Below are 21336 nucleotides of genomic sequence, written 5' to 3' on the forward strand. Positions count from 1 at the left end.
CATGACCCATTTATAGAGGTATTCATGATGCGGTATTGGCGCTTAGGGCTTTTACTCAGCAAGCAACGGATTATGGGCAACGGCGGTTTCAAACCGGGTGAAGTTCTGCTCAAGATCAAGCTGGGTTCGGGCTTTTTCGCTTTGTGCTGTGAAGTCCTGACAGGTTTTGCTTGTTATGTCCTGACAGGCTGATACCAGATGCCCGTCCGCCCAGAGGCTTTCTCCCGGTATGAAAGAATAGATCAGGCCATTCCGGGAGAGCTCTTTCATTTCCTGATAGCTCAGCGGCCATGTTGTCGCGGCGCGCAGATATTCCTGTGTCAGGTTTCCTCGGGATACGCCCTCATCATCGGTAGACAGCGCAACAGGCACACCGGCCCGTCTATACAGTGCGAAGGGATGGGATTTACCCTTAACATTCAGAATAACGTCATTACTCGTCAGGTTGATTTCAACCATGACCTTTTTCTGAGCCATCTCTGCTAGCAGCCCTGTGGCATCCTGTTCCCACGCAATATCAATGCCGTGCCCGATACGGCGTGCGTTCGCAACTTCCACTGCGGAGCGAATGTGATGGGCCAGCCCTTCTGGCGGAACAAGACCAGGGGTGAGCTCACCCGCATGCAGGCTCAGTTTTACATCAGGATATTGAGCGTTGAGCGCCTGAAACATGCGCATATGCTGGTCATAATCCCGCATGGCTATCACGTTATCTTCCGGAGCAACGATATTCACTCCGACAAAACGCGCATCCGCCCGCACAACCTCATACCCTGCATAAAGCTGAGCAAACACGACAGAAGGCTGAAAAGTGCGTACCGTCTGATATAAATAGCGCACTTTTACGCCACAACCCGGATGCGCCTGAGGGGTGCCGCACTGTAAAACATGTTGGGCCTGCTGCTCCATTTCATCGGTCTCATGCCGAACGTCTGTCACAAGTTTGGGCAGCAAAGGCTTGAGCGCCTGTTCTGCCTGCGCGTAGTCTTCGCCCTTGAGGGGATGCGTCATCCCGGCAGCAATCATTCCGCCCAGACCAGGCGAGATCATCAGTTCAACATACTGCACATGGTCTTGCGCTGCCCGGTCTTTTACTTCTGCCAGACTGTCTCCTGCATGTTTTTGCGTGATGGGGAAAAAGCGACTGAAAGTTGCAAAGAAATGGTCATGCCCTGAGCGGTCATGCGCTGTGGGCACGAAATCACGCATGGAAAGGGCATCAATCATGTTATTTTCCGCATCCGGGTTACCAGCCAAAGCCGCCGCCGGCATTTCCCCTTTATCATGCCCCGTGCAGGCATGAGACAAAATCTGCCCATGATCCAACGCCACACATTCGCCATCCTGCGCAGCCCATTTCAAATAGCTTTCCGCATAAATGGCCCCCACCATGTGGTTATGAAGATCGGCCCCTTTGGGGAATTGACGCAGAAAGAGCGCAAGACGAGCCGGGTCTGATTGCAGTGTTGTAAAAATATGTGCCGTTTTCTGCTCATCTGTCGTTTGCGCCAGGCAAATATGAGCAGAAACCGGCAGAACTGCGCAGGCAAGAAGTAAAGAGCGGAAAAGCATGAAGCACCATTGATGAAAAAATTGACAGGTTTGAGAAAGAGGCCAGAAAAGCCCGATAGAGCGTTCTTAGAGTATAATGATAAAATTGCCTCTTGTCGCAACCGTAACTAATGCCACAGTCATTTTTCTGCGTTGCCAGTCGCTTCGTACCAGAGCCATTTACACCATCTACACAAAGAGGTTCAACAGGCGGCTTCATACGCCTCCAAAATCCGAGTTTTTTTGGATGACCGAATTGAAGCACTTGTAAAGGGGTTTTGAAAATAGCTCATGGCCCTTCTTGCTGCATGAGCCGATCCAGCGTTGAGGGCAGAATGGGCAGCGGTGCATCCTGTTTTTCAGCACCGGACTCCCCTACTCCGGTCGCCAGCCATGCGGCAACGGCACTGTCTCCACCAGACGGAAGCCAGTGTTCCGGCGTGTTTATCCAGCTCAGCATATCCTGCATCACACGGGCGCCCTGCCGATCGCGCAAGAGCAGATGGTGCCCACCGGGGATAAGATCCAGCCGGGTTCCTTCAGGCATGTTTTTCCAGACGGGTACCATAGCAGTGGGCGGGACAAGCTGGTCATGGTCACCATAAATACACAACACAGATCCATGCAGACGTGGGGCTGCTGTTGCAGCCTGCTTCATCAAAGTCACAAGGCCTTGCAGGGCTTTCAGTCGCGTTGCGCGCAGAGTCAGCGGATCATAATACAGACGGGCCAGCGCCATTATGTTGTCACTGGCGACAACATGCACGGGGAGTTCCCTACCGGTAACAAGAGAGTCTGGAAACAGGCGTGCCAGAACACGCAATGGTAAATCTGTCGCCCAGCCAAAATTCCACACAGCCGGAGCAAGCAGGATCGTGCCTGCCACATGCGGGGCATCCGGCTGCGCCATCAGTTGCATCAGCACAGCACCCCCCATACTTTCCCCCACCAGATAAAGGGGCGTCTGGGGATAAGCCTGCTGAAGCTGTGCGGCTTCCTCCCGAACATCCTCCACCATCCGTGTGGTTCCGGCCCAGCCGCCCCGCTGGGGAGCCTGCCCGAACCCCCGTTGATCGGGCGCTATAACCGTGACCCCATGAGCAGCGAAAAACGGTGCTGAGGCCTCCCATGCATCCCGGCTGTCATTAAACCCATGCAGGGCCAGCAGAATGGCGTGCGGCTGCGCAGAAGCCAGCCAGAGACAAGCCGGGATTTTCGCCCCATCAGAAAGCGTAAAAATCTTTTGTGGCGGCACCAGCAGCCCAAGCTGTGCAAAACGCGCCGGCGGCTTTGGCACAGGAGGCATTGTGGTGCTGCATGCTGGAAGCGCCAGCATGCCACAGGCTGCCAGCCACGACCGCCCTGCCTTTTGGACCGCAGGAAACAGTGATCTGTTCAGCACCGACCGCAGCATTCTGCTCACGCGGATGGGAAGGAAGAAAGCATGGAAAAGCACATTTCAACCCGCTATCATTCCTCACAGATCCGCGCCAGTCAGGACTGATCCGGACTGTAAGCATGACGCACCTTTGCGGACACTGCGTCCTGCGTCACCCTTAAGGATATGCCTGCATGCTTCTTCAAATTGCCAACCCTGTTCCCCGCCCCCAGCTGGGGCATGTTGAGACGATTGTGGTCGATCATCGTAAAGTAGCGTGTGATGGTGGTCTGGGCGCGCTCGGGCACCCGCGTGTGTGGCTGGCTATTGGCGGGCATCAGACTGTTTGCCCCTACTGCTCCCGCCTGTTTGTTTTGCAGCCCGGTGCATCAGACGCGGGCCAGCATTAAAGAGCAACCACCGCGCTTTCTATTCCACCGTTAATTTATGTGGATTTAATTTTGCACGTATTTAATTGACATTTATCCTGTCCGCTCACTAGATAGGCTTCAGCACATTCGCAGCCTGACGGGCTGTGTGTCGCGCGTCTTCTGGCCGGAAAAGCGGCTTATAGATATTCAGCAAGGATCATTCTGCATGCGTTCTACCGCTTTTTTCCGCACTCTGCTGCTGGCAACCGCTCTGACTGCCCCGGCAGTTATTGGCATGGGGCAGTCTGCTGCGGCACAAAGCACGGTCTCCGGCGCTGCAACCGTGCCTGTGCCTCAGATTGGCACGGCACCGATTACAGCAGTCGCACATCCTTATGCAGAACCGGATGGCGCGCAGGCCGCGGTCGATGCCGCCTTTGCAGAAGCCCGCAAGACAGGCCGAAAAGTGCTAATTGATTTTGGGGCCAACTGGTGCCCGGACTGTCGCGTTCTGGCAGGGGTTCTGACGCACCCGGCTGTCAGCCCATGGGTTGATCAGACCTTTTCCGTCGTGTCCGTCAATGTCGACCATTTCAACAAGAACATGGACATCGCCAAAAAATTTGGCATTACCATTAAGGCCATTCCGGTCGCTCTGATCGTCACACCGGACGGTAAAGTGCTGAACGGCGATGAAACACTGGCTCTGGGCGATGCCCGCCGCATGTCTGGTCAGGCTGTGGTGGACAAACTGGCGGCGTGGGCCCAACGCTCCTAAGCGGTAATCAGACAGGCGGCAGATACTGCTCAATCTGGTCCAGTTCACGCAAAACTGAGGCAATATCCAGAGGCTGTTCAGACTGAGCGATATGGTCGTCATCCTGCTGGCCTGTGGGCATGAGTTTACCCCAATAGGGTAGCCCTGCCTGCATGCCCATCAGAAGATTGCATGGGTTCTGATGATGTTCAGCAACCAGTTCAAACATCACAGTTCCCGGCTGGCACCAGACACAATTGGCCATTCCAGACCCCAGCTGCCCCATAATCAATCTGGCGCGTTTGAAAGTCTGAATTTGTTCAGCCGCCGTCAACTTTTCTGCCCGAACACACAAAAAGCCCCGCGCCTGCAAAGCCGCTGTCAGCTCGGCTTCATTCGGAATTCTGCGGTTACTGGCAGGACCGCGCTCAATGAAAATACGCAGGTCTCTGGGACCGGTTGTGGGCTGCGTGGCAGCCAGACTCTCATACGCCGCCCGGGACAGGGGCGAGACCGAAAAATCAGCCGCTCCGCGCACATAATCCGCATAAAGCACCCGGCGGAACGCATATTGCTTACCATGCTCTGTCGGGATGCCTTTTTGGGCCTCAAATCCGGACAGGGCCAGCGTATCAACCTGCCAGGGACGCATGCTGGCAGGCAGCATGAGCCGGGCCTCCTGATGCCCGGTAATACGTAAAGCATGCAGGGTGGGCAGCGTATGGGAGAGCCAATGGTAATAATTGCTGTTCCAGTGGTCACAACACACGGCCGCAGGGGCAGCGTGGTCCGGTACCGTCACCAGATCGTCCGGCCGCACTGTCAGCGCCGCAACGGCAGCAGGGTCCTGCACATAGGCTGTTTCAAGCAACGGTTTCCCATCCTTGAGAAACACCATCAGGGAACGATCCAGCACAACATCCCGCAGTTCATACAGGCACAGAGTTGCCGGCTCGGAAACCCAGCCCTGGAACACAGAGGTTTTCCCCGCCCCCAGAACGCCTCCACTCACCAGAGACACAGGTACCGCCGGAACAGTTTCCAAAACCGTCACACTGCTGGCAACGTCTTTCAGGCTCACAGGGTCCGTGTCGGCTGTCCGCCTGAAGAATTTTCTGAAAAAGCCCATTGGTCCCTACTCTTCCTTCTGCCTGTTCGTCGTGCGTGATCACATTTTCTGTGCGCTTTACCGTATTCTGGTCCGGCTCCGGACACAAACTCCCGCAGTCCTGTTGCAGTGCTGCATTCTACCCCGCCAACGGACCATGCTATGGTGCGTTACCGTCCTGTCCTGTTGCTCTTTTTATCTGAGATCCTGCATGCCCCGTTTGTATTCTCCCCCTCCGGTTGTTTCTGCCACAGCCGCCACCCGCTCCCCGCGTGCCCTGACGCACCGCATGGTGCGCTGCCTGTGGGGGCTCGCCCTGATGTTTGCGGTGGGGGCCACCCTGAGTGGGGCCGATCTGGCAAGCGGATGGCAGCAGGCAAATGCAGCAGAAAGCGCGCCGGTTTCCACCACCGGCCACAGCGTTGCCACGCTGATCACGGATACAGACACCACAGACGGAAAGACGCCGCTGCATGTTGCCCTTCGGCTGAAATTACAGGACGGCTGGCACACTTACTGGCGCAACCCCGGTGATGCCGGAGAAGCACCTGACGTGACCGTGACGGCAGACGGTGCCTTCAGCGGGAAAGCCTCTCCTATTGTATGGCCAACGCCGCATCGCATCCCCGATGCCTCGCTGATGTCCTATGCTTATACGGGCGACGTTGTACTGCCCATGGAGTTGCCTCTCCATCCGGCGGGCGCTCAGGCGTCCGGGCCAACAACACTCAAGGCCCACGCAACCTGGCTGGTGTGTGAAAATGTCTGCGTGCCGGAAGAAGCTGATCTGGCCGTGACTTTACAACCCGGCCCGGCTCATCCCTCCGCAGAGGCGCCCCTGTTTGCCGCCACGGCAGAGGCCACACCTGTTCCGTCCCCTTATGCGGCCACCGTCTCGGCAGATGGCGTATTGACCATAAAGGGTTCCGATCTTTCGGCCCGTTCCGTGCAGGATGCATGGTTCATGCCAGATCAGCCGGGGCTGATTGATCAGGCTGCCGCGCAGAAGTTTACGGTGCAGGATGGGAATGTCGCCCTGACCCTGAAGCGCTTGCCGGAATTTGCAGCGACGCAGCCGCTCAGTGGCTTGCTGGTGCTGAAAGATGCAGCGGGAAGTGAGCGTGCCTTATCCCTCACGGCCAAACCTGTTCCTGCTCTGGCGGGTGCGCCGTCAGCAAGCGCACAGAACGCGACCTCTTCCCCACTCACCAGCACACTGACGCAGGCCGGATTTTTGCAACAGGTGGTGTTTGCCTTTCTGGGCGGCGTGATCCTGAATCTGATGCCATGCGTCTTCCCCATTCTGGCCATGAAGGCTCTTTCTCTGGCACGACTGGGCAAAGCGGAACGCCGCACGCAGGTCACAAGTGCCGCCTGTTACAGTCTCGGTGTCATGATGACGTTTCTTGCACTTGGCGGCGTGATGATGGGCCTGCGCGTGGCTGGCGCTGCGGCAGATTGGGGCTTTCAGTTTCAGTCCCCCCTGTTTGTCACGCTGGTGACCTGGCTGCTGTTTGCCATGGCGCTTAACTTGCTGGGAGTGTTTGAATTCATGCCTGTCTCGGCAGGCAGTTCCCTGACGAGTCATGCCCATGGCCACTGGCATGATGTCGTCACGGGTATTCTGGCGGTGGTAGTTGCCACGCCCTGCACGGCCCCGTTCATGGGTGTCGCCATTGCCGGGGCCCTCTCCGGTCCGCCTGCCATGGGGCTGATTGTTTTTGCCGCCATGGGGCTGGGCCTTGCCGCCCCCTATCTGCTGCTGACCACCGTGCCAGGACTGGCCGCGCGCCTGCCAAAACCCGGCGCATGGATGCAGTATCTTCGCCAGTTTCTGGCCTTCCCGCTGCTGGGCTCCTGCGTGTGGCTGCTATGGGTGGCATCATTAGAAGGTGGCGCGTCCGTTGTGCTGCTGCTGGCGACAGGGCTGGTGCTGCTTGGCTTTGCTGCGTGGATTTATGGCGTGGCGCAGGTGCGGCTTATTCAGCAAGGTCATACGCGCACCAGCACCGCTTTGCATGGGCTGGCTCTGCTGGGGTTGTTGGGAGCGCTGGCGCTGGTTCCGGCCCTTCGTCACCAGAGTGCCGCACCGACTACCGGCGGCAGCCTGACCTCCGGGCTACCCAAAGGAACGGAACCCTTTTCTGAAGCGCGACTGAAAGAACTCCACGCGGCAGGAAAACCCGTTTTTGTGGATATGACCGCAGCATGGTGCATCACCTGTCTGGTCAATGAGCGGGTGGCACTGGATATTCCCAGCACGCAGGCAGCGTTTGCAGCCCATGGTGTTACGGTGTTGCGGGGAGACTGGACCAATCATGATCCTACCATCAGCGCGTTTCTGAAAGCACATGGGCGAGACGGCGTGCCGTTCTACCTCTATGTGCCCGCCAACGGGCCGGAGATTGTGCTGCCACAAATCCTGACACCGGGACTGGTTGCAAGCACGGTCGCACAATAGCGTCGTTATCCGGGACGGAAAGCTCCGCCCGGAACGCCTGCCAAACACACGTTATCAGGCCCCCATCAAGAATGGGGGCCTGACCAAAAAGCCTTCTCTCTGAAAAATCAGGCTGACTGTGACAAACGAACGTCTGCCTGGGGGTAGCTCAGCAGATAAGGGCCGCCTGCCCGCACCTCCAGAAGCAGAAGGCCCATCCTGCCCTGCGTCATATGTTCACACAACGGCAGGGCAGCATTGCCATTTGTCCAGGCGCATGCTTCGCCTTCTGCACCATACCATCCGTCCAGCGTTTCAGTCTGCACATGAGAGGTTATCTCGTAGCTCTGGCTGTCTGAAACAAAGACGATTTTAGCAACCAGCACCCCAAGATAACGACGGTCATCCACAAAGGGACCAATCACATCTGAAGGCCGGCTGGCACGGGAGACCACACGCACGGACTTTGTATGCGGTGGCAGCATGAAGCTGTAATGCGTGCCATCATACCGCAGTGGGCGCACAGTTCTCCCTGCCTCAATCACCAGATGTAAATCCGGATCACCTGTCTGCTCAGCCATTTCAGACACCGGCTGCCCCTTAGCCAGTGTTTTTGCGCGCTGCTCCAGTTGGCGGAACAACGGCTCCACAACGGCCCGATCCACACAAAGCGGAGCGGCTGCATCTTTTTCCCAGGTGCGGGAAATGCCATAGAGACGCGTCACCTTACCGGTCTGCTGGAAAGACGGTCCGGAGCGGGTATCAAGATAGCTTTCCGTCAGCACATTATCGGCCATGATGACAGAATGCTGCTCCGTTTCCACGTGATAATACGTGTAGGACGTGATGGACTTGTCATAGAAAACAGAGCTTCCGTTGACCAGCATCCGCACGGGCACAAAGTTTCCCTCAAAGAACAGGCAATGTTCTGGCGTAATCAGCAGATCCTTAGACGGAACGCCTTCTGCAATGGCATTCTGGCACACGCGCACCGGGTAACCCGCCCTATCGTCCGGCAGCGCGCTGTTCACCATAACAAACTGCCGTCCTGCCCAGATAACAGGCCGCGTTACAGTCTGCCCTTCGACATGAGCGACAAGAACATCCCCAACCTGGATATCTTCTACAGCCACGGCCCCCTTGCTCGTCTCAATCATAGCCCCTGCAAGGAAGCAGGCGCCCGTATCACTCTGCTCACCAAACAGAATATAGCCGTCTCGATAAAGAGCTGTGGGAATTGCATTGCCATTCGTGTTCGTAACGAAGTTTTTCAGAGTGACAAGTGTGGTTGTATTCCCATTGACCGTCCCCTGAATAAGCAGATCATTCCCGCTTATGCTGGTTGATAGCGTATTCGAGCTATAATCAGTATAAGACTGAATTTTGATCTGATCCCCGTAGACGAAATTCTGTACATGCAGATCCAGATTGGACAAGCTGGAAAGAGACGTATTTTCAATCTTCAGAAGGCCGCCGGGGGTATTATGAAAGTCAATTTTTGCAGTCCCACTGATGTCATCAATGAGATTGTAAAAATAGACAGACCCGCCCCTGATGTTGATCTTGGGCGACATCAGGTTTGAGCATTCCAGACCAGCAACAAAAACGCCGCCGCTGTTTACGTTATAAACCCCCTCAAACCCTGTGAAAACATGGTTCACCACCAGCTTACCATTGGTGATATTGTAAACACCCGTACGACCGTTAAAGTCGTTACTGATCGAGAGTGTTCCGTTATTGATATTGATTGTGCCGCCAGCAGCATCCTGCAGGATACCAGCAGTATCTGAGTCGTCTCTTACAACCTGAACCGTTGCGCCCTCAGTAATATTGACGGTGCCCGCATTCAGATTGAGATAGCCTTTGATGGTGAGGGTGGCCCCGTTATTGACATTCAGAATGTCACCATTTGTGCCCTGCCCTTCCGTGGCATCGGCAGGGGGAGCCACCCAGCTTAGGTTACCATTGCCAGCCCAACTTCCCATGGACTGATCTGTCGTAATGTTCGTGATAGACATTTTGATATCTTTCTTGTTTGGAAAATATCAATTTCCTGCATGCGGGCTCGACAGCGCTCTTCCATAAAGGAAGTCCTGTGGAAGGAGGGAAGACGTAAAGATATATGCAGAATGTTGATATTATCTCTTTATTTTGGACATCAATCCCCTACCGTAGATGAACTGAAAAGAATACATCAATAAATGTAAAATTCTCGTGAATTTGTTTGTTTTTATATTACTAAAAACATAGATATTTGATACTTCTTTACAGTATTTTCTGTACTCAATATTTCAAAATCACAATGAAGTAGTGTGGAGCTTCTGGCGCCAAAGCAGTTTCAACAGGCATAGCGCCTACGCTTTACGCATGCATCAAATATTTTTTCTAAACATCAAAAAACCTCATATCTATAAACACTTTTTAAAAACCAGTTTGAAGAGAAACATAAGCCCCGGTCTGATTTCGGTAGGTCGCAATGGTTCCAAGAGAGACGTACGCTGCTGTAATGTTCAGATGCTTATTCACAAAATAGCTGGCATACACATCAAACCAGTTACTTTCAGGCGTAAAATTCTGGTTACGTGGTTTGGTCCGATATTCCACCCCAACAACCAGCCCGGGAATGAAGGATGGCAAATAACCAAGTGAGCCTTCAAACTGCGGATAGTAATTGTCGTTCCGATCACCACCAAAGCCGAGAATGCCCCACTGGTTGCCTTTCGTCAGGCGCATGGTGGTATCGACCAGCAGGCCGAGTTTGGGAAACAGTTTGGTGGCGGCAATATAAACGTCTGCGCCATCGGTATGCTTGGAGCCCACGGCGTGAATGACCTTTGCATCCCCATCATGCTTGTACATGGCCCCCACAGCGACCTGCGGCAAAAGGGTTTTGTCCAGCACATGGCCAAACAGGCGGACCTTGATACCCCCCGTATCCAGATCGAACTGATAACCGTGGCCAATACCCAGCTTGCGCCCTGTCGAGCCAGTGCGGAAGAAGTTATGGGCGTAGGAAATTTCCACGCGGTCATAAAATCCCATAACGGCGCCAACATTCTGGTCCGTATAGTTAGTCAGGCTGACATAGCTGTAATGGAAAGCCATCCCCATGCTTTTCTTGCTGCCATAGCCCCCAATCGTGGCCCAGCTGGCAATACCGCCGCCGCTTGAACCTTCCAGAGAACTCAGGCCACTGGTGCCCAGCGTGCGCTGACCGTCAAAAATCTTGTCAAACGTGAGTCCGGCATCCGGTTCATCAGGGGCTTCTCCAGACGCCCCCTGCACTGCACCCGCGCTGGAAGACGTCGCCTGCGCCCTCCCCGGCGCAAGTGTGACACGCGGGGTGCTGCCCGGGGCTGCGCCCGCAGACGAGACTGTGGAAGACCGCGTTTGCGCTCCGGCATTCTGGGCAGACACAACAAGTGCTGAAGCGGCTAGTGCGGGGGCGAACACCTCACGCAAGGTCTTCAGTCTGAGCAGAAATGCTGCGGCTCGTTTCTGCAGAATGGGCAGGAGCTGTTTGGCTCGTTGCGTACGCTGAAAACCCATGTGACCAACCCTGTTTCTCAGCATAGTGCTCCCCTGAATGCTGCTGCCCTGACATCTCTGACCATCGAGACACTCCACACTGGTCTTGAAATGCCTTATGAAAATTTCAAATTTTTGCGATGATTTTCGAAAACCTTTTTTTGGGTCTGCTATTCCGTTCTTCACCGCCCCGTACGGCAACGGACATGCTGGCTATGCATTTTCTGACAAACCCTAAAATCATCCCGCCTTTACAGGACGGTATCCCTGTCTATATTCGTACGGATATAGATATGTAAACAGAACAAGGCCGCTCTTTTCGTGCTGATTTCAGACTATAAGTTATTCATACTCTGCATATTTCAGACGGGTCAGGTCTGATGTCCGAGGAGCACAAGACTCGCCGGGATCAGACTAAAGAGGTGACACAACACGCCACTCGTCTTGCAGGCCCCTTCCCCACCCCTGTATGCTAGACAGACAGAGAAGGGGCGCATATGCCCAGACCTTCCATCCGTCTCACCTTTTCCGGCCCTGTCCTGCAAGAGTTTCATGACCAACACAGATACACCCCACCTGGTACTGGTAGATGGCAGCGGTTTTATTTTCCGCGCCTTTCATGCCCTGCCTCCCATGACCAGCCCGGACGGGGTGCCCGTAAACGCGGTTTACGGGTTTACAAACATGCTGGCCCGCCTGCTGCGCGAGCATGTGGGCACACATCTGGCAGTCATTTTTGATGCAGGACGGCAAACATTCCGGACGGAAATTTACCCACAATATAAAGCGCACCGGCCCGAACCGCCGGAAGATCTGCGCCCCCAGTTTTCCCTGATCCGCGATGCCACGCGGGCCTTCAACGTGCCCGCCATTGAACTGGCCGGATGGGAAGCGGATGACCTGATTGCCTCCTACGCCACCGCCGTACGGAAGACAGGGGGCACGTGTACCATTGTCTCATCCGACAAGGATCTGATGCAGCTGATTGGCCCCGGCATATGCATGCTGGAACCCATGAAGCAGACCGCCATCAGCACGCCGGAAGTGGAAGCCAAGTTTGGCGTCACACCTGATAAGGTGGTGGACGTGCAGGCGCTGATGGGCGACCCAACCGACAATGTGCCCGGTGTGCCCGGCATTGGCCCCAAAACGGCCTCCGCCCTTGTGAAGGAATACGGCACGCTGGAAGCCGTGCTGGCTGCCGCGCCTGAAATGAAAAAATCCAAGCGCCGCGATATGCTGATTGAGCATGCAGACGCCGCGCGCATTTCCCGCCAACTGGTGGAACTGGCACGGGATGTGCCGCTGCCTGTGCCGGTCGAGGAACTGGGCGTTCGGGAGCTCGACAAGCTGGTGGTGGCCGACTGGCTGGAGAGCATGGGCTTCCGCTCCGTGTTAAGCCGTCTGGGCGTTGGTCATCCCTCTGGCGCGCATGCTCATCGCACCGCGCGCGCTGCCGCGCATGCGTCCGTTACCGGAGCCACCGCTCCCACCGGAACAGAAACGCCCACCGCTGAGGCTGGTCAGTCCGCCGAAGCCGCGGCCTCCCTCACCGCCGAATACGGCCCATATGAAACCGTACGCACGGCAGAAGAGCTTCAGAAATGGGTCAGTGCCGCGCAGGAAGCCGGCATCTGCGCAGTCGATACAGAAACCGACGGGCTGGACCCGCTGCATGCCAACATGGTCGGCATCTCTCTGTCCCCCGCCCCCGGCAAAGCCTGCTACATCCCCCTGCGACATGAAGGCACGCTGGAAGAACCAGCCGGTGAGCAGCTCCAGCCTGCCGCAGCACTTGATATTCTACGCCCCCTGCTGACAGACCCGGCAGTTCTGAAAATTTTCCAGAACGCCAAGTTTGATCTGCTGGTGTTTGACCACGCCGGGCTGGATTTCTCCACCATCGCGCCGGTTGATGACACCATGCTGATTTCCTACGCGCAGTCCGCCGGGCAGCATGGGCAGGGGATGGATGAACTCTCCACCCTGCATCTGGGCCACACCCCCATCAGCTATGACAGTGTAACCGGCACCGGGCGTAACCGCATTCCGTTCACACACGTCCCGGTCGCGCGCGCCACACCGTATGCGGCAGAAGATGCCGATGTCACGCTGCGGTTGTGGTACGTGCTCCACCCTACCCTGCGCACCAATCAGGCGCTGGCGCTGTATGAACAGCTGGAGCGCCCGCTTTCCCCGGTTCTGGCTGGCATGGAAAAAGCTGGCATCGCGGTGGATCGCGCTGAACTGGGTCGTCTTTCTGAAGATTTTGCCAGCCGCATGGCCGTCATGGAAAAAGAAATTCATGCGGCTGCCGGACGCGACTTCAATGTCGGCTCCCCGCGCCAGCTTGGGGAAATCCTGTTTGATGAAATGGGCCTGAAGGGCGGCAAGCGCGGTAAGGCAGGCGCATGGAGCACGGATTCTTCCGTGTTGCAGGATCTGGCAGATCAGGGGCATGACCTCCCGGCCCGCGTGCTGGCATGGCGGCAGCTGGCCAAGCTGAAAAGTACCTACACGGATGCCCTGCTGCGTCAGGCCACGGTGGATGATCGGGTGCATACATCCTTCCAGATGGCCATTACCTCAACCGGACGCCTCTCTTCTAACGACCCGAATTTACAGAACATCCCCATCCGCACGGAAGAAGGTGGTCGTATCCGGCAGGCCTTTATTGCGCCGCCCGGTAAAAAGCTGATTTCTGCTGACTATTCCCAGATTGAGCTGCGCCTGCTGGCCGATGTGGCCAATATTCCGGCCCTGCGGGAAGCCTTTGCTCTGGGGCAGGATATTCATGCCCGTACCGCCTCAGAAGTGTTCAATATCCCGCTGGAAGGAATGGACAGCCTGACCCGTCGCCGGGCCAAAGCCATCAACTTCGGGATTATTTACGGTATTTCCGCTTTTGGGCTGGGGCGACAGCTTGGCATTCCCGCAGGAGAAGCACGGGCTTACATCGACGCCTATTTTGCCCGCTACCCCGGTATCCGCGACTACATGGAGCGCATGCGTGAACAGGCCAAAGCCAACGGCTATGTGCTCACGCCCTTCGGGCGGCGCTGCTATGTGCCGGGTATTCATGAAAAGAGCGCGGCGCGCAGACAGTATGCGGAACGGCAGGCCATTAACGCTCCCTTGCAGGGTGGGGCGGCTGACATCATCAAACGCGCCATGGTCAAGTTGCCACGCGCCCTGAAAGATGCGGGGCTTTCCGCCCGCATGCTGCTACAGGTGCATGATGAATTACTGTTTGAAGCCGACGCTGCAGAGGCCGAGGCTGTCGCCGCTCTGGCGCGCAAGGTGATGGAAGCCGCGGCAACACTGTCCGTGCCGCTGGTGGTTGAGACAGGCATTGGCGGAAACTGGGCAGAGGCACATTAAGTCATGACACCAAGTGAAAAACGATTTGCATTGATTGCGGCTGGCGTTCTGGTTGTTGCCAGCGTGACCGGCTATGTGGGCACACGTGTTGCCCTGCGCTATGGTCCGACGCTGGATACGTATGGCAATGAGGTTGGCGGGTCCTTCCGCCTGATGGACGCAACCACCGGCACCATGACGGACCAGACCTTCCGGGGCCGCTGGATGATGGTGCTGTTTGGCGCGACCCATTGTGCAGACGATGCCTGCACTCCGGCACTGACCAACATGTCCGCAGCGCTGGACAAGACTGACCCCGGCAAGCGGAAGGCCGTGATTATTTTTGTCAGCCTTGACCCGGACCGTGATGATGCCGAACGCCTGCGCCTGTATGGTCAGAGCATCAGCCCGCGTGTGGTCGCCGGCACCGCCGCCCCCGGCCCGCTGGCGGATCTGGCGAAGGAATACCACACCACAGTTGAAAAACTGCCCGACCCGGAATGGACATATGCCATGCGCATGTCCCCCCGTTTTGTGGTGATGGACCCCAACGCCCGCTACGTTGGCACGGTTGACGCCAATCTGAGCGCTGACGCCATGACGGATGCTCTGAAGAAACTCATGAACCCGGGCCAGTAATCTCTCCTATCCAAGAAAGACTGACACCATGAGTGACCATCCAGTTCTGACCGGCCTTCCTGATGACATGAGCGAACAGGCCGCTACAGCGTTCAACACCCTGCGGGGCGGTCCGGACTGGCAGATTTCCTCACACGTTACCGTGCCAGCCCTGAGCAAGGCAGCACTTTTCATTCTGGTTAAAGACGAAGCCGATATGATCGGCCAGAATTTACGCCACCATTACCAACTGGGTTTCCGGCGCTTTTTTATTCTCGACAATAACAGCACAGACGGCACAACAGACATCATCATGCAGTTCCGGAAAGATCACCCGGATGCTGGTGTCTTCTGCGCGCTTGATTATCAGGTCGCCTATTATCAGGCATCAAAAATGAAGGCTCTGGAGCAGTTTATGCTGCTCTATCTGGAACATGACGAAATACCTGTTGAGTGGGTATTTTTTGTTGATGCGGATGAATTAATAACCTGCTGCACCCGGAATGCAGACCAGAGCGCTGAAACATTCAACGCCATGCTGGAAGACCCTACTATTTCCATGCTTGTTTTCCATTGGGCGCAGGCTGCGCTTGTGTCTCCAGAGGGCCACCCTGTTCCGTTTGGCCCGACATTGGCCGACACGCAGGTCGCCGTTTGGCCAACAATGAAAGTGCGGGTCACCAAAGTTGCTTACCGGTTACGGCAAGGGTTAAGTCCGGTTACTGGCAACCACTTTGTGGAACAGTTCAACCAACCTGCCTCTGCAATCCGCATCATGGTTGAAGCTGGCTTTTGTATTCTGCATTTCCCTATGCGGTCCAAAGAACAGATTCAGAAAAAAATTGTAAATGGCTTTAATGCTTTACAAGCTAGTAAACAGCCTGATTACGTTGGAGAACACTGGCGCACCTACCACTCCTGGTACAAGCAAGGCGGAGATAATGTCTTGATGGGCCTTCTCCGTGATCATATCCGATCCTGCATCCGCCCTTGAAACAGAGACAGCATGCCACAGTCCCTTTCCATCTTATCTGACCTAGTAAGTCGTTTTTCCAGTCGGGCAGCCGCCTCTGACCAATCTGGCGAGATTGCTACGGATAATCTGGCAGACTTACACAAAGCCGGCCTACTGGCACTGACCGTTTCCCCCCGTTATGGCGGCGGAGGGAAAGGGCTGGGAGACATACTGCCCCTTATCGGCACACTGGCGCAGGGAGACCCATCCACCACCCTTATTCTGGCCATGCAGTGCCTGCACCATGCCAGCATTGCGGCAGACCCGCGCTGGCCGGAAGACGTGCGCCGCATGGTCTCGGAAGCCGCTGTGCAGGACGGCGCTCTTCTCAACGCCCTGCGCGTGGAGCCGGACCTTGGCACACCCTCGCGCGGCGGGATTCCGGCCACACGTGTCAGCCAGAAAGACGGGCCGTGGGTGCTGAATGGCTGTAAGATCTACTCCACAGGCTCCACGGCTCTGCGCTGGGGTATTGTGTGGGCCGCGACCGATGAGGAAACCCCGCGCACAGGCCATGTTCTGGTGCCACTGGATGCTCCGGGAGTGCGGATAGAGCGCACATGGGACCAGCTCGGCATGCGGGCCACGGGCAGCCACACCATTCATTTTGAGAATGTGGTGCTGCCGGAAGCGTTTCTTGTCGATTTACGACAGCCAGAAGACTGGCGTGGTGCCGGACAGGACCTGACGCTCTGGCATGCGCTGCTGATTGCCGCCCTGTATGATGGTGTGGCGCGATCTGCGCGGGACTGGCTTGTCACCTTCCTGCATGCCCGTGTGCCAGCCAATCTGGGTAAGCCCCTTGCCTCCCTGCCCCGTTTTCAAATTCTGATGGGTGAGATTGAAGCCTTGCTGTTGTCCAACCGGGCTCTCCTGGCAGACGGGCTGGCACGGTATGAGCAGGGACAATGCAGCGCGACAGACGCCAATCTGATCAAACATGTGGTGACAGACAACGCCATTCGCAGTGTGGAAAAAGGCGTGGCTGCTATCGGTAATCCAGCTCTGAGCCGTTCCAATCCGCTGGAACGGCACTTACGCGACGTTCTCTGCGCCCGCATTCACACACCACAGGCTGATACCGCCCTGAGTGCTGCCGGGCGCGTCAGGCTGGAACAGCCATAAAAAGACTACGGACTCTGAAAAGATCGCAGGACCATCTCAAACAAAAAACCTGCCATAGACAAATCGTTTATGGCAGGTTTTTTTGAACTCTTTTCTAATATGAATAAATCACTTCACCTTAGAAGTGCGCATCAATACGGCCATAATAATATCCGCCGGTCATCGGAACCTGTGCTGAGTTTGCATCATATATACGCGCGCCATAGTTGTTGTTCAGCGGGTTTACCTTACGCGGACGAATATTGAAAATATTGTTGGCACCCACAGCAAAATGCCAGTGCGGGTTGACGCTATATCCTACCTCAAGATCAGTTAGCCAACGCGGCGTATTTTTGAACTGAGCAAAGCAACTGTTGGAATAGCGAAGGGCTTTGCCATTATTTTGGCAAATTGCATTACCGGGCGTCCAGTCCTGATAGCCCAGCATGGTCGTGGTTTCACCATAACGCGTCTGACGCAGGTTTACGTCCCATTTTCCAACGGTCCAGAATGCATTCAGGATCAGTTTGCTGCGCGGATACGCCGTAGTGATGTAACTGGCTGTTGCCGCCGTGAGCAGGGACGTCGGAACACCGTTAACCATGGTCGAGGCCACATGGCTCAAACGCGTGCGGTTCAGGTCCAGCGACGCAGAGAGATTAAGATTGCCGTAGCGATTCATCCTCACCAGATAATCCGCTTTCAGGTCAAAACCCTGCGTACGGGTGCTGGCCCCATTGGCAAAATAGTAGGTGCTGACAGCATTAGGGTCGAGACCGGAAGGCAGCACAAAGCCAAGCTGTTGCAGTGCTGCAATCGCTGTTGAGCCATTGGTAGAGCCACCGGCAATAATACGATCACGAATATTAATCTGATAGACATCTGCCTCAACATGCAGACCTTTCAGAGGTTCTACAACCAGACCACCACTGGCATTGGTGGAACGTTCCGGCTTAAGGGGCGCCGCCCCGAGCAGGCGGGCCGCGGAAGAACTGACAGGCAACAAACCCGCCACCGTCGTCGCCCCCACGTTAATCGAACTAAAATGCTGTTCTGCAAGCGTTGGTGCACGGAAACCGTTGCTGATGGTACCCCGGATTGCAATGCGTGGCGTAATTTCATACCGAGTGGAGACTTTTCCGTTTTCAGTGTTTCCAACATCCGTATAATGCTCGAACCGGCCAGCAAAATCGACATCCCAGTTCTTCAGAGGATGGAAATCGCCATCCAGATATCCGGCCCAGATATCGCGGCTCCAGTTGCCGGCATTCTGTGGGCTAAGACCAACATAACCAGCCATACCCCCTGCCTCATAAGACGGTGGCGTGCCGGCCTTGATCTGATACGTTTCCAGACGATGCTCGGCTCCAAAGGCAATCGTAGTAGGCGTTGCAAACCCGGTCTTGAAATTCCTTCTGAAATCCAGCGTATTTGTCCACTGCGCCATGCGATAGCTTTCCGCACGTGTGGTGGTGGGAGACCAGCCACATCCGTCTGTCGAGACATAAGCGCTGGTACTGGAGGGATTAGTGCTGCGCGGAATACATTTGCTGCTTAGCATACCGGCGTTAACACTGTTCTTATCCCCAATTGCATCTTCATCCGCGCCATAGGTCGTGCTGAGATCCCAGGAAAAACCGAAGAAATTATCCCCTTTCAGGCCCAGCGTTGCGGCGTAGTCATTTTCCTCAATCGTTTCGAGCGGCGAAAATCCGGACGGATAAATCGTTGGCATCGTATTAGGGGTGCGATAGTTCTGATACGATTCAGCATGCCGGTGGGCATAGGTAATCAATCCGTATCCCTGCACACCTTCTGTTAGCGTTTTACCAAAGGCAATGCTCAGGTTTTCACGAGTTTCTTCTGGTGTACTCATCACTTTATTGGAGTTTTTTGGAACAGAAACCGGCCCGGTATAAAGTGCCGTGCCAGCCCCGGCGGGAGCAGACCCCATCAGACGGTGGTCTTCCGTATAGGGCACCATGTGGTCTGTGTGGTAAACCTGCCCGCTCAGGTGCAGATAACCATCCCCGCCCAGAGACAGACCGCCATCAATACTGGTCTGATACTGCCATCCATCGCCATTGTACGCATTCGCTCCGGTCTGCGCACTCATGTTCAGACCATGATTGGTTTTGCGCGTGATAATATTAACCACACCTGCAATCGCATCAGAACCGTAAAGAGCTGCGGCACCATCTTCCAGCACTTCAATATGGTCGATAGACGCAGCAGGAATCATGTTCAGATCTACTGGCGTGGCACCAAATGACGGACCGGCATCCGCATAAATATTGGCGGTCGTATGCCGACGCTTCCCATCGACCAGAACCAGAACCTGATTGGGATTTAGACCACGCATGCGGATTGCAGAGGTCAGAGCTCCAGCATCATTCCCCATGGCGCTGACATTGATAGACGCATAGGTGCGTGTCAGCGCATCTGCCAGATTCATTTGCCCGGACCTGCGCAACGTAGCAGCGGACAGCACGCTGACGGGAGAGGTGCTCTGCCTTGCCTTCCGATTGACCGCATGCGTCCCGGTTACAATCAGAGTTTCTCCGCTATTGGCCCCGGAAGCCTTTTCAGATGCTTGATGATTCGCCGCTTTGGGTCGCTTTGCTGCAACTTTTTTCGCATGCTCGCTGCCCACTGGTTTCTGCTTATCAGCAGCCGTCGCGGCGTTGGAAACTGGCTCCTCAGCCATCAGACCAAACGTCAGAATAGTTGAAACCAGAAACGCTTTTCTGAGTGTCATGCGTGTATCCAGAACATTATCAAAAATGGAAAAATCACGCGTCTGTTATCAAGAGCACCCACTCGAAAAAAGTGAAACTATTATGACATCATCAAACTTATATATTTTCTATACTTCTTTTAATTTATAGATATAAAAATATACGCTAAGAAATATTACAAACAGAAAACATTAAATGTAAATCATAATTCATTATTAAAGGGTAACCATGTTCCATCTTCACAGACGCTCTCTGATACAGGGCGGCAGCCTTCTGGTACCGGCTCTCTGGGCTGGGCGCGCAAGTCAGCTTCTTACTGCACAAACAGCCCCGGTAACCCGTGCGCGCCTGAACGTGACAGAAAACCCGTTTGGTCCCTCTCCTGCTGCGCGCAAAGCCATTATGGCCTGCGTACCAGAGGCACCTTATTATGTGGAAGATGAACACACTCTCCGTGATAAAATTGGTCAGAATGAAAATCTTGAGAAAGAAAAAGTCGCTCTATCAAATGGCTCTCTGGATGCGCTCTCCCTTCTTTCCAGCGATATTGGCCGCAAAGGACACCTTCTGGCGCCGCAGCCAACCTACGCCACACATCTGAATTACGCTCAGCGCCGGGGTGTGACTGTGCGATATGTGCCTCTCGTCAATCATGCGATTGATCTGGACGCCCTCCGGCAGGCTATCACGCCCGAGACGGCAATGGTTTACCTGTGCAACCCCAACAACCCAACCGGGAACATGCTAGACCATGATAAACTTCTTTCATTTTGCAAAGATGTTTCCAAAAAAGTTCCAGTTGTTGTGGATGAGGCCTATTTTGAACTTTTGCCGTCTGCGGAGCTAATGACCGCCTCATCTCTGGTGCATTCGGGGTATGATGTGATTATTGCCCGCACATTTTCCAAAGTTTATGGGCTGGCCGGGCTCAGAATTGGCTATATCCTGGCGCAACCCAACCGTGTGAAACAGCTTTACAGCCTTACGACAACGTCTCGTAATCAGGCTGGCTATGCCGCAGCCATGGCATCTCTCGGAGATAAGGCCTATCTGAACGGGGCCATCGCCTACCTCAAATCCTGCCGCAACATGATTTATGATATCGGCCAGAAAAATGGTTTATCTTTCCTGCAAAGTCATGGAACTTTTGTTTACGTCAATACACAGAGACCAGCAGAAAAAATGAAAACAGCTCTGGCACAACGAGGCGTCGATATCCGTGTGTTTGATGCCCCAGCCTATCAGACATGGATCCGTGTTGGGACGGCGACACCTGCAGAGCTGGAGCTGTTCGGACGTGCGCTACCAGCCGCCTTGCAGGATGTTCCCAAAGCCTGAACGAACGGACTGGTATAAATCAGCTTTTAT

14 protein-coding genes are annotated in these 21336 nt (G+C 55.2%); 8 read left to right on the forward strand and 6 right to left on the reverse strand.

What is annotated here, in order from left to right; all coding sequences use genetic code 11:
- Positions 1-51 precede the first annotated feature (51 nt).
- Together ACHQGU_RS12525 and ACHQGU_RS12530 are read right to left on the reverse strand one after the other, a co-directional pair.
- Entirely contained in the window at positions 52-1572 is a 1521-nt protein-coding gene (locus ACHQGU_RS12525; RefSeq protein WP_395495238.1) for an adenosine deaminase, read from the reverse strand.
- A gap of 268 nt (positions 1573-1840) precedes the next feature.
- On the reverse strand, positions 1841-2965 hold the full coding sequence (locus ACHQGU_RS12530; protein ID WP_395495239.1) for an alpha/beta fold hydrolase: 1125 nt from the start codon (positions 2963-2965) through the stop codon (positions 1841-1843).
- A gap of 158 nt (positions 2966-3123) precedes the next feature.
- Between ACHQGU_RS12530 and ACHQGU_RS12535 the strand changes: the two genes are divergently transcribed.
- The gene (locus ACHQGU_RS12535) at positions 3124-3339 is read left to right on the forward strand and encodes a zinc-finger domain-containing protein (RefSeq protein ID WP_062247480.1); all 216 of its coding nucleotides are present in this window, start codon (positions 3124-3126) and stop codon (positions 3337-3339) included.
- Between the two features lie 187 nt (positions 3340-3526).
- Entirely contained in the window at positions 3527-4078 is a 552-nt protein-coding gene (locus ACHQGU_RS12540; protein WP_395495240.1) for a thioredoxin family protein, read from the forward strand.
- A 7-nt stretch (positions 4079-4085) separates the two neighbouring features.
- Here ACHQGU_RS12540 and ACHQGU_RS12545 read toward each other — a convergent pair whose 3' ends face one another.
- Entirely contained in the window at positions 4086-5186 is a 1101-nt protein-coding gene (locus ACHQGU_RS12545; RefSeq protein WP_395495241.1) for a glycosyltransferase family 61 protein, read from the reverse strand.
- A 298-nt stretch (positions 5187-5484) separates the two neighbouring features.
- Between ACHQGU_RS12545 and ACHQGU_RS12550 the strand changes: the two genes are divergently transcribed.
- Positions 5485-7626 carry a protein-disulfide reductase DsbD family protein gene (locus tag ACHQGU_RS12550; RefSeq protein ID WP_395496438.1) on the forward strand — a complete coding sequence of 714 codons (2142 nt, stop codon included), beginning with the start codon at positions 5485-5487 and terminating at the stop codon, positions 7624-7626.
- A gap of 107 nt (positions 7627-7733) precedes the next feature.
- Here ACHQGU_RS12550 and ACHQGU_RS12555 read toward each other — a convergent pair whose 3' ends face one another.
- Both ACHQGU_RS12555 and ACHQGU_RS12560 read right to left on the reverse strand, forming a co-directional pair.
- On the reverse strand, positions 7734-9623 hold the full coding sequence (locus tag ACHQGU_RS12555) for a Hint domain-containing protein (protein WP_395495242.1): 1890 nt from the start codon (positions 9621-9623) through the stop codon (positions 7734-7736).
- A 403-nt stretch (positions 9624-10026) separates the two neighbouring features.
- Entirely contained in the window at positions 10027-11154 is a 1128-nt protein-coding gene (locus ACHQGU_RS12560) for a DUF3034 family protein (RefSeq protein WP_395495243.1), read from the reverse strand.
- 531 nt (positions 11155-11685) lie between these two features.
- On the opposite strand from ACHQGU_RS12560, the gene polA reads away from it, so the two are divergent.
- The 4 genes from polA to ACHQGU_RS12580 are packed head-to-tail and all read left to right on the forward strand — an operon-like array spanning position 11686 to position 17251.
- Positions 11686-14514, forward strand: coding sequence for a DNA polymerase I (gene polA / locus ACHQGU_RS12565; protein WP_395495244.1), 2829 nt, complete (start codon positions 11686-11688; stop codon positions 14512-14514).
- Positions 14515-14517: 3 nt separating this feature from the next.
- Positions 14518-15132, forward strand: coding sequence for an SCO family protein (locus ACHQGU_RS12570; RefSeq protein WP_215754481.1), 615 nt, complete (start codon positions 14518-14520; stop codon positions 15130-15132).
- 28 nt (positions 15133-15160) lie between these two features.
- The gene (locus ACHQGU_RS12575) at positions 15161-16105 is read left to right on the forward strand and encodes a glycosyltransferase family 2 protein (RefSeq protein ID WP_279183956.1); all 945 of its coding nucleotides are present in this window, start codon (positions 15161-15163) and stop codon (positions 16103-16105) included.
- 12 nt (positions 16106-16117) lie between these two features.
- Positions 16118-17251, forward strand: a complete 1134-nt coding sequence (locus tag ACHQGU_RS12580; RefSeq protein ID WP_395495245.1) for an acyl-CoA dehydrogenase family protein — start codon at positions 16118-16120, stop codon at positions 17249-17251.
- A 118-nt stretch (positions 17252-17369) separates the two neighbouring features.
- Here ACHQGU_RS12580 and ACHQGU_RS12585 read toward each other — a convergent pair whose 3' ends face one another.
- Positions 17370-19988, reverse strand: a complete 2619-nt coding sequence (locus tag ACHQGU_RS12585; protein WP_395495246.1) for a TonB-dependent receptor plug domain-containing protein — start codon at positions 19986-19988, stop codon at positions 17370-17372.
- 208 nt (positions 19989-20196) lie between these two features.
- On the opposite strand from ACHQGU_RS12585, the gene ACHQGU_RS12590 reads away from it, so the two are divergent.
- Positions 20197-21306: a pyridoxal phosphate-dependent aminotransferase gene (locus tag ACHQGU_RS12590; RefSeq protein ID WP_395495247.1), complete on the forward strand. Its 1110-nt coding sequence runs from the start codon at positions 20197-20199 to the stop codon at positions 21304-21306.
- Positions 21307-21336: the final 30 nt, after the last annotated feature.

The organism is Acetobacter sp. KSO5 (genome assembly GCF_044094635.1).
GTDB lineage: Bacteria > Pseudomonadota > Alphaproteobacteria > Acetobacterales > Acetobacteraceae > Acetobacter > Acetobacter cerevisiae.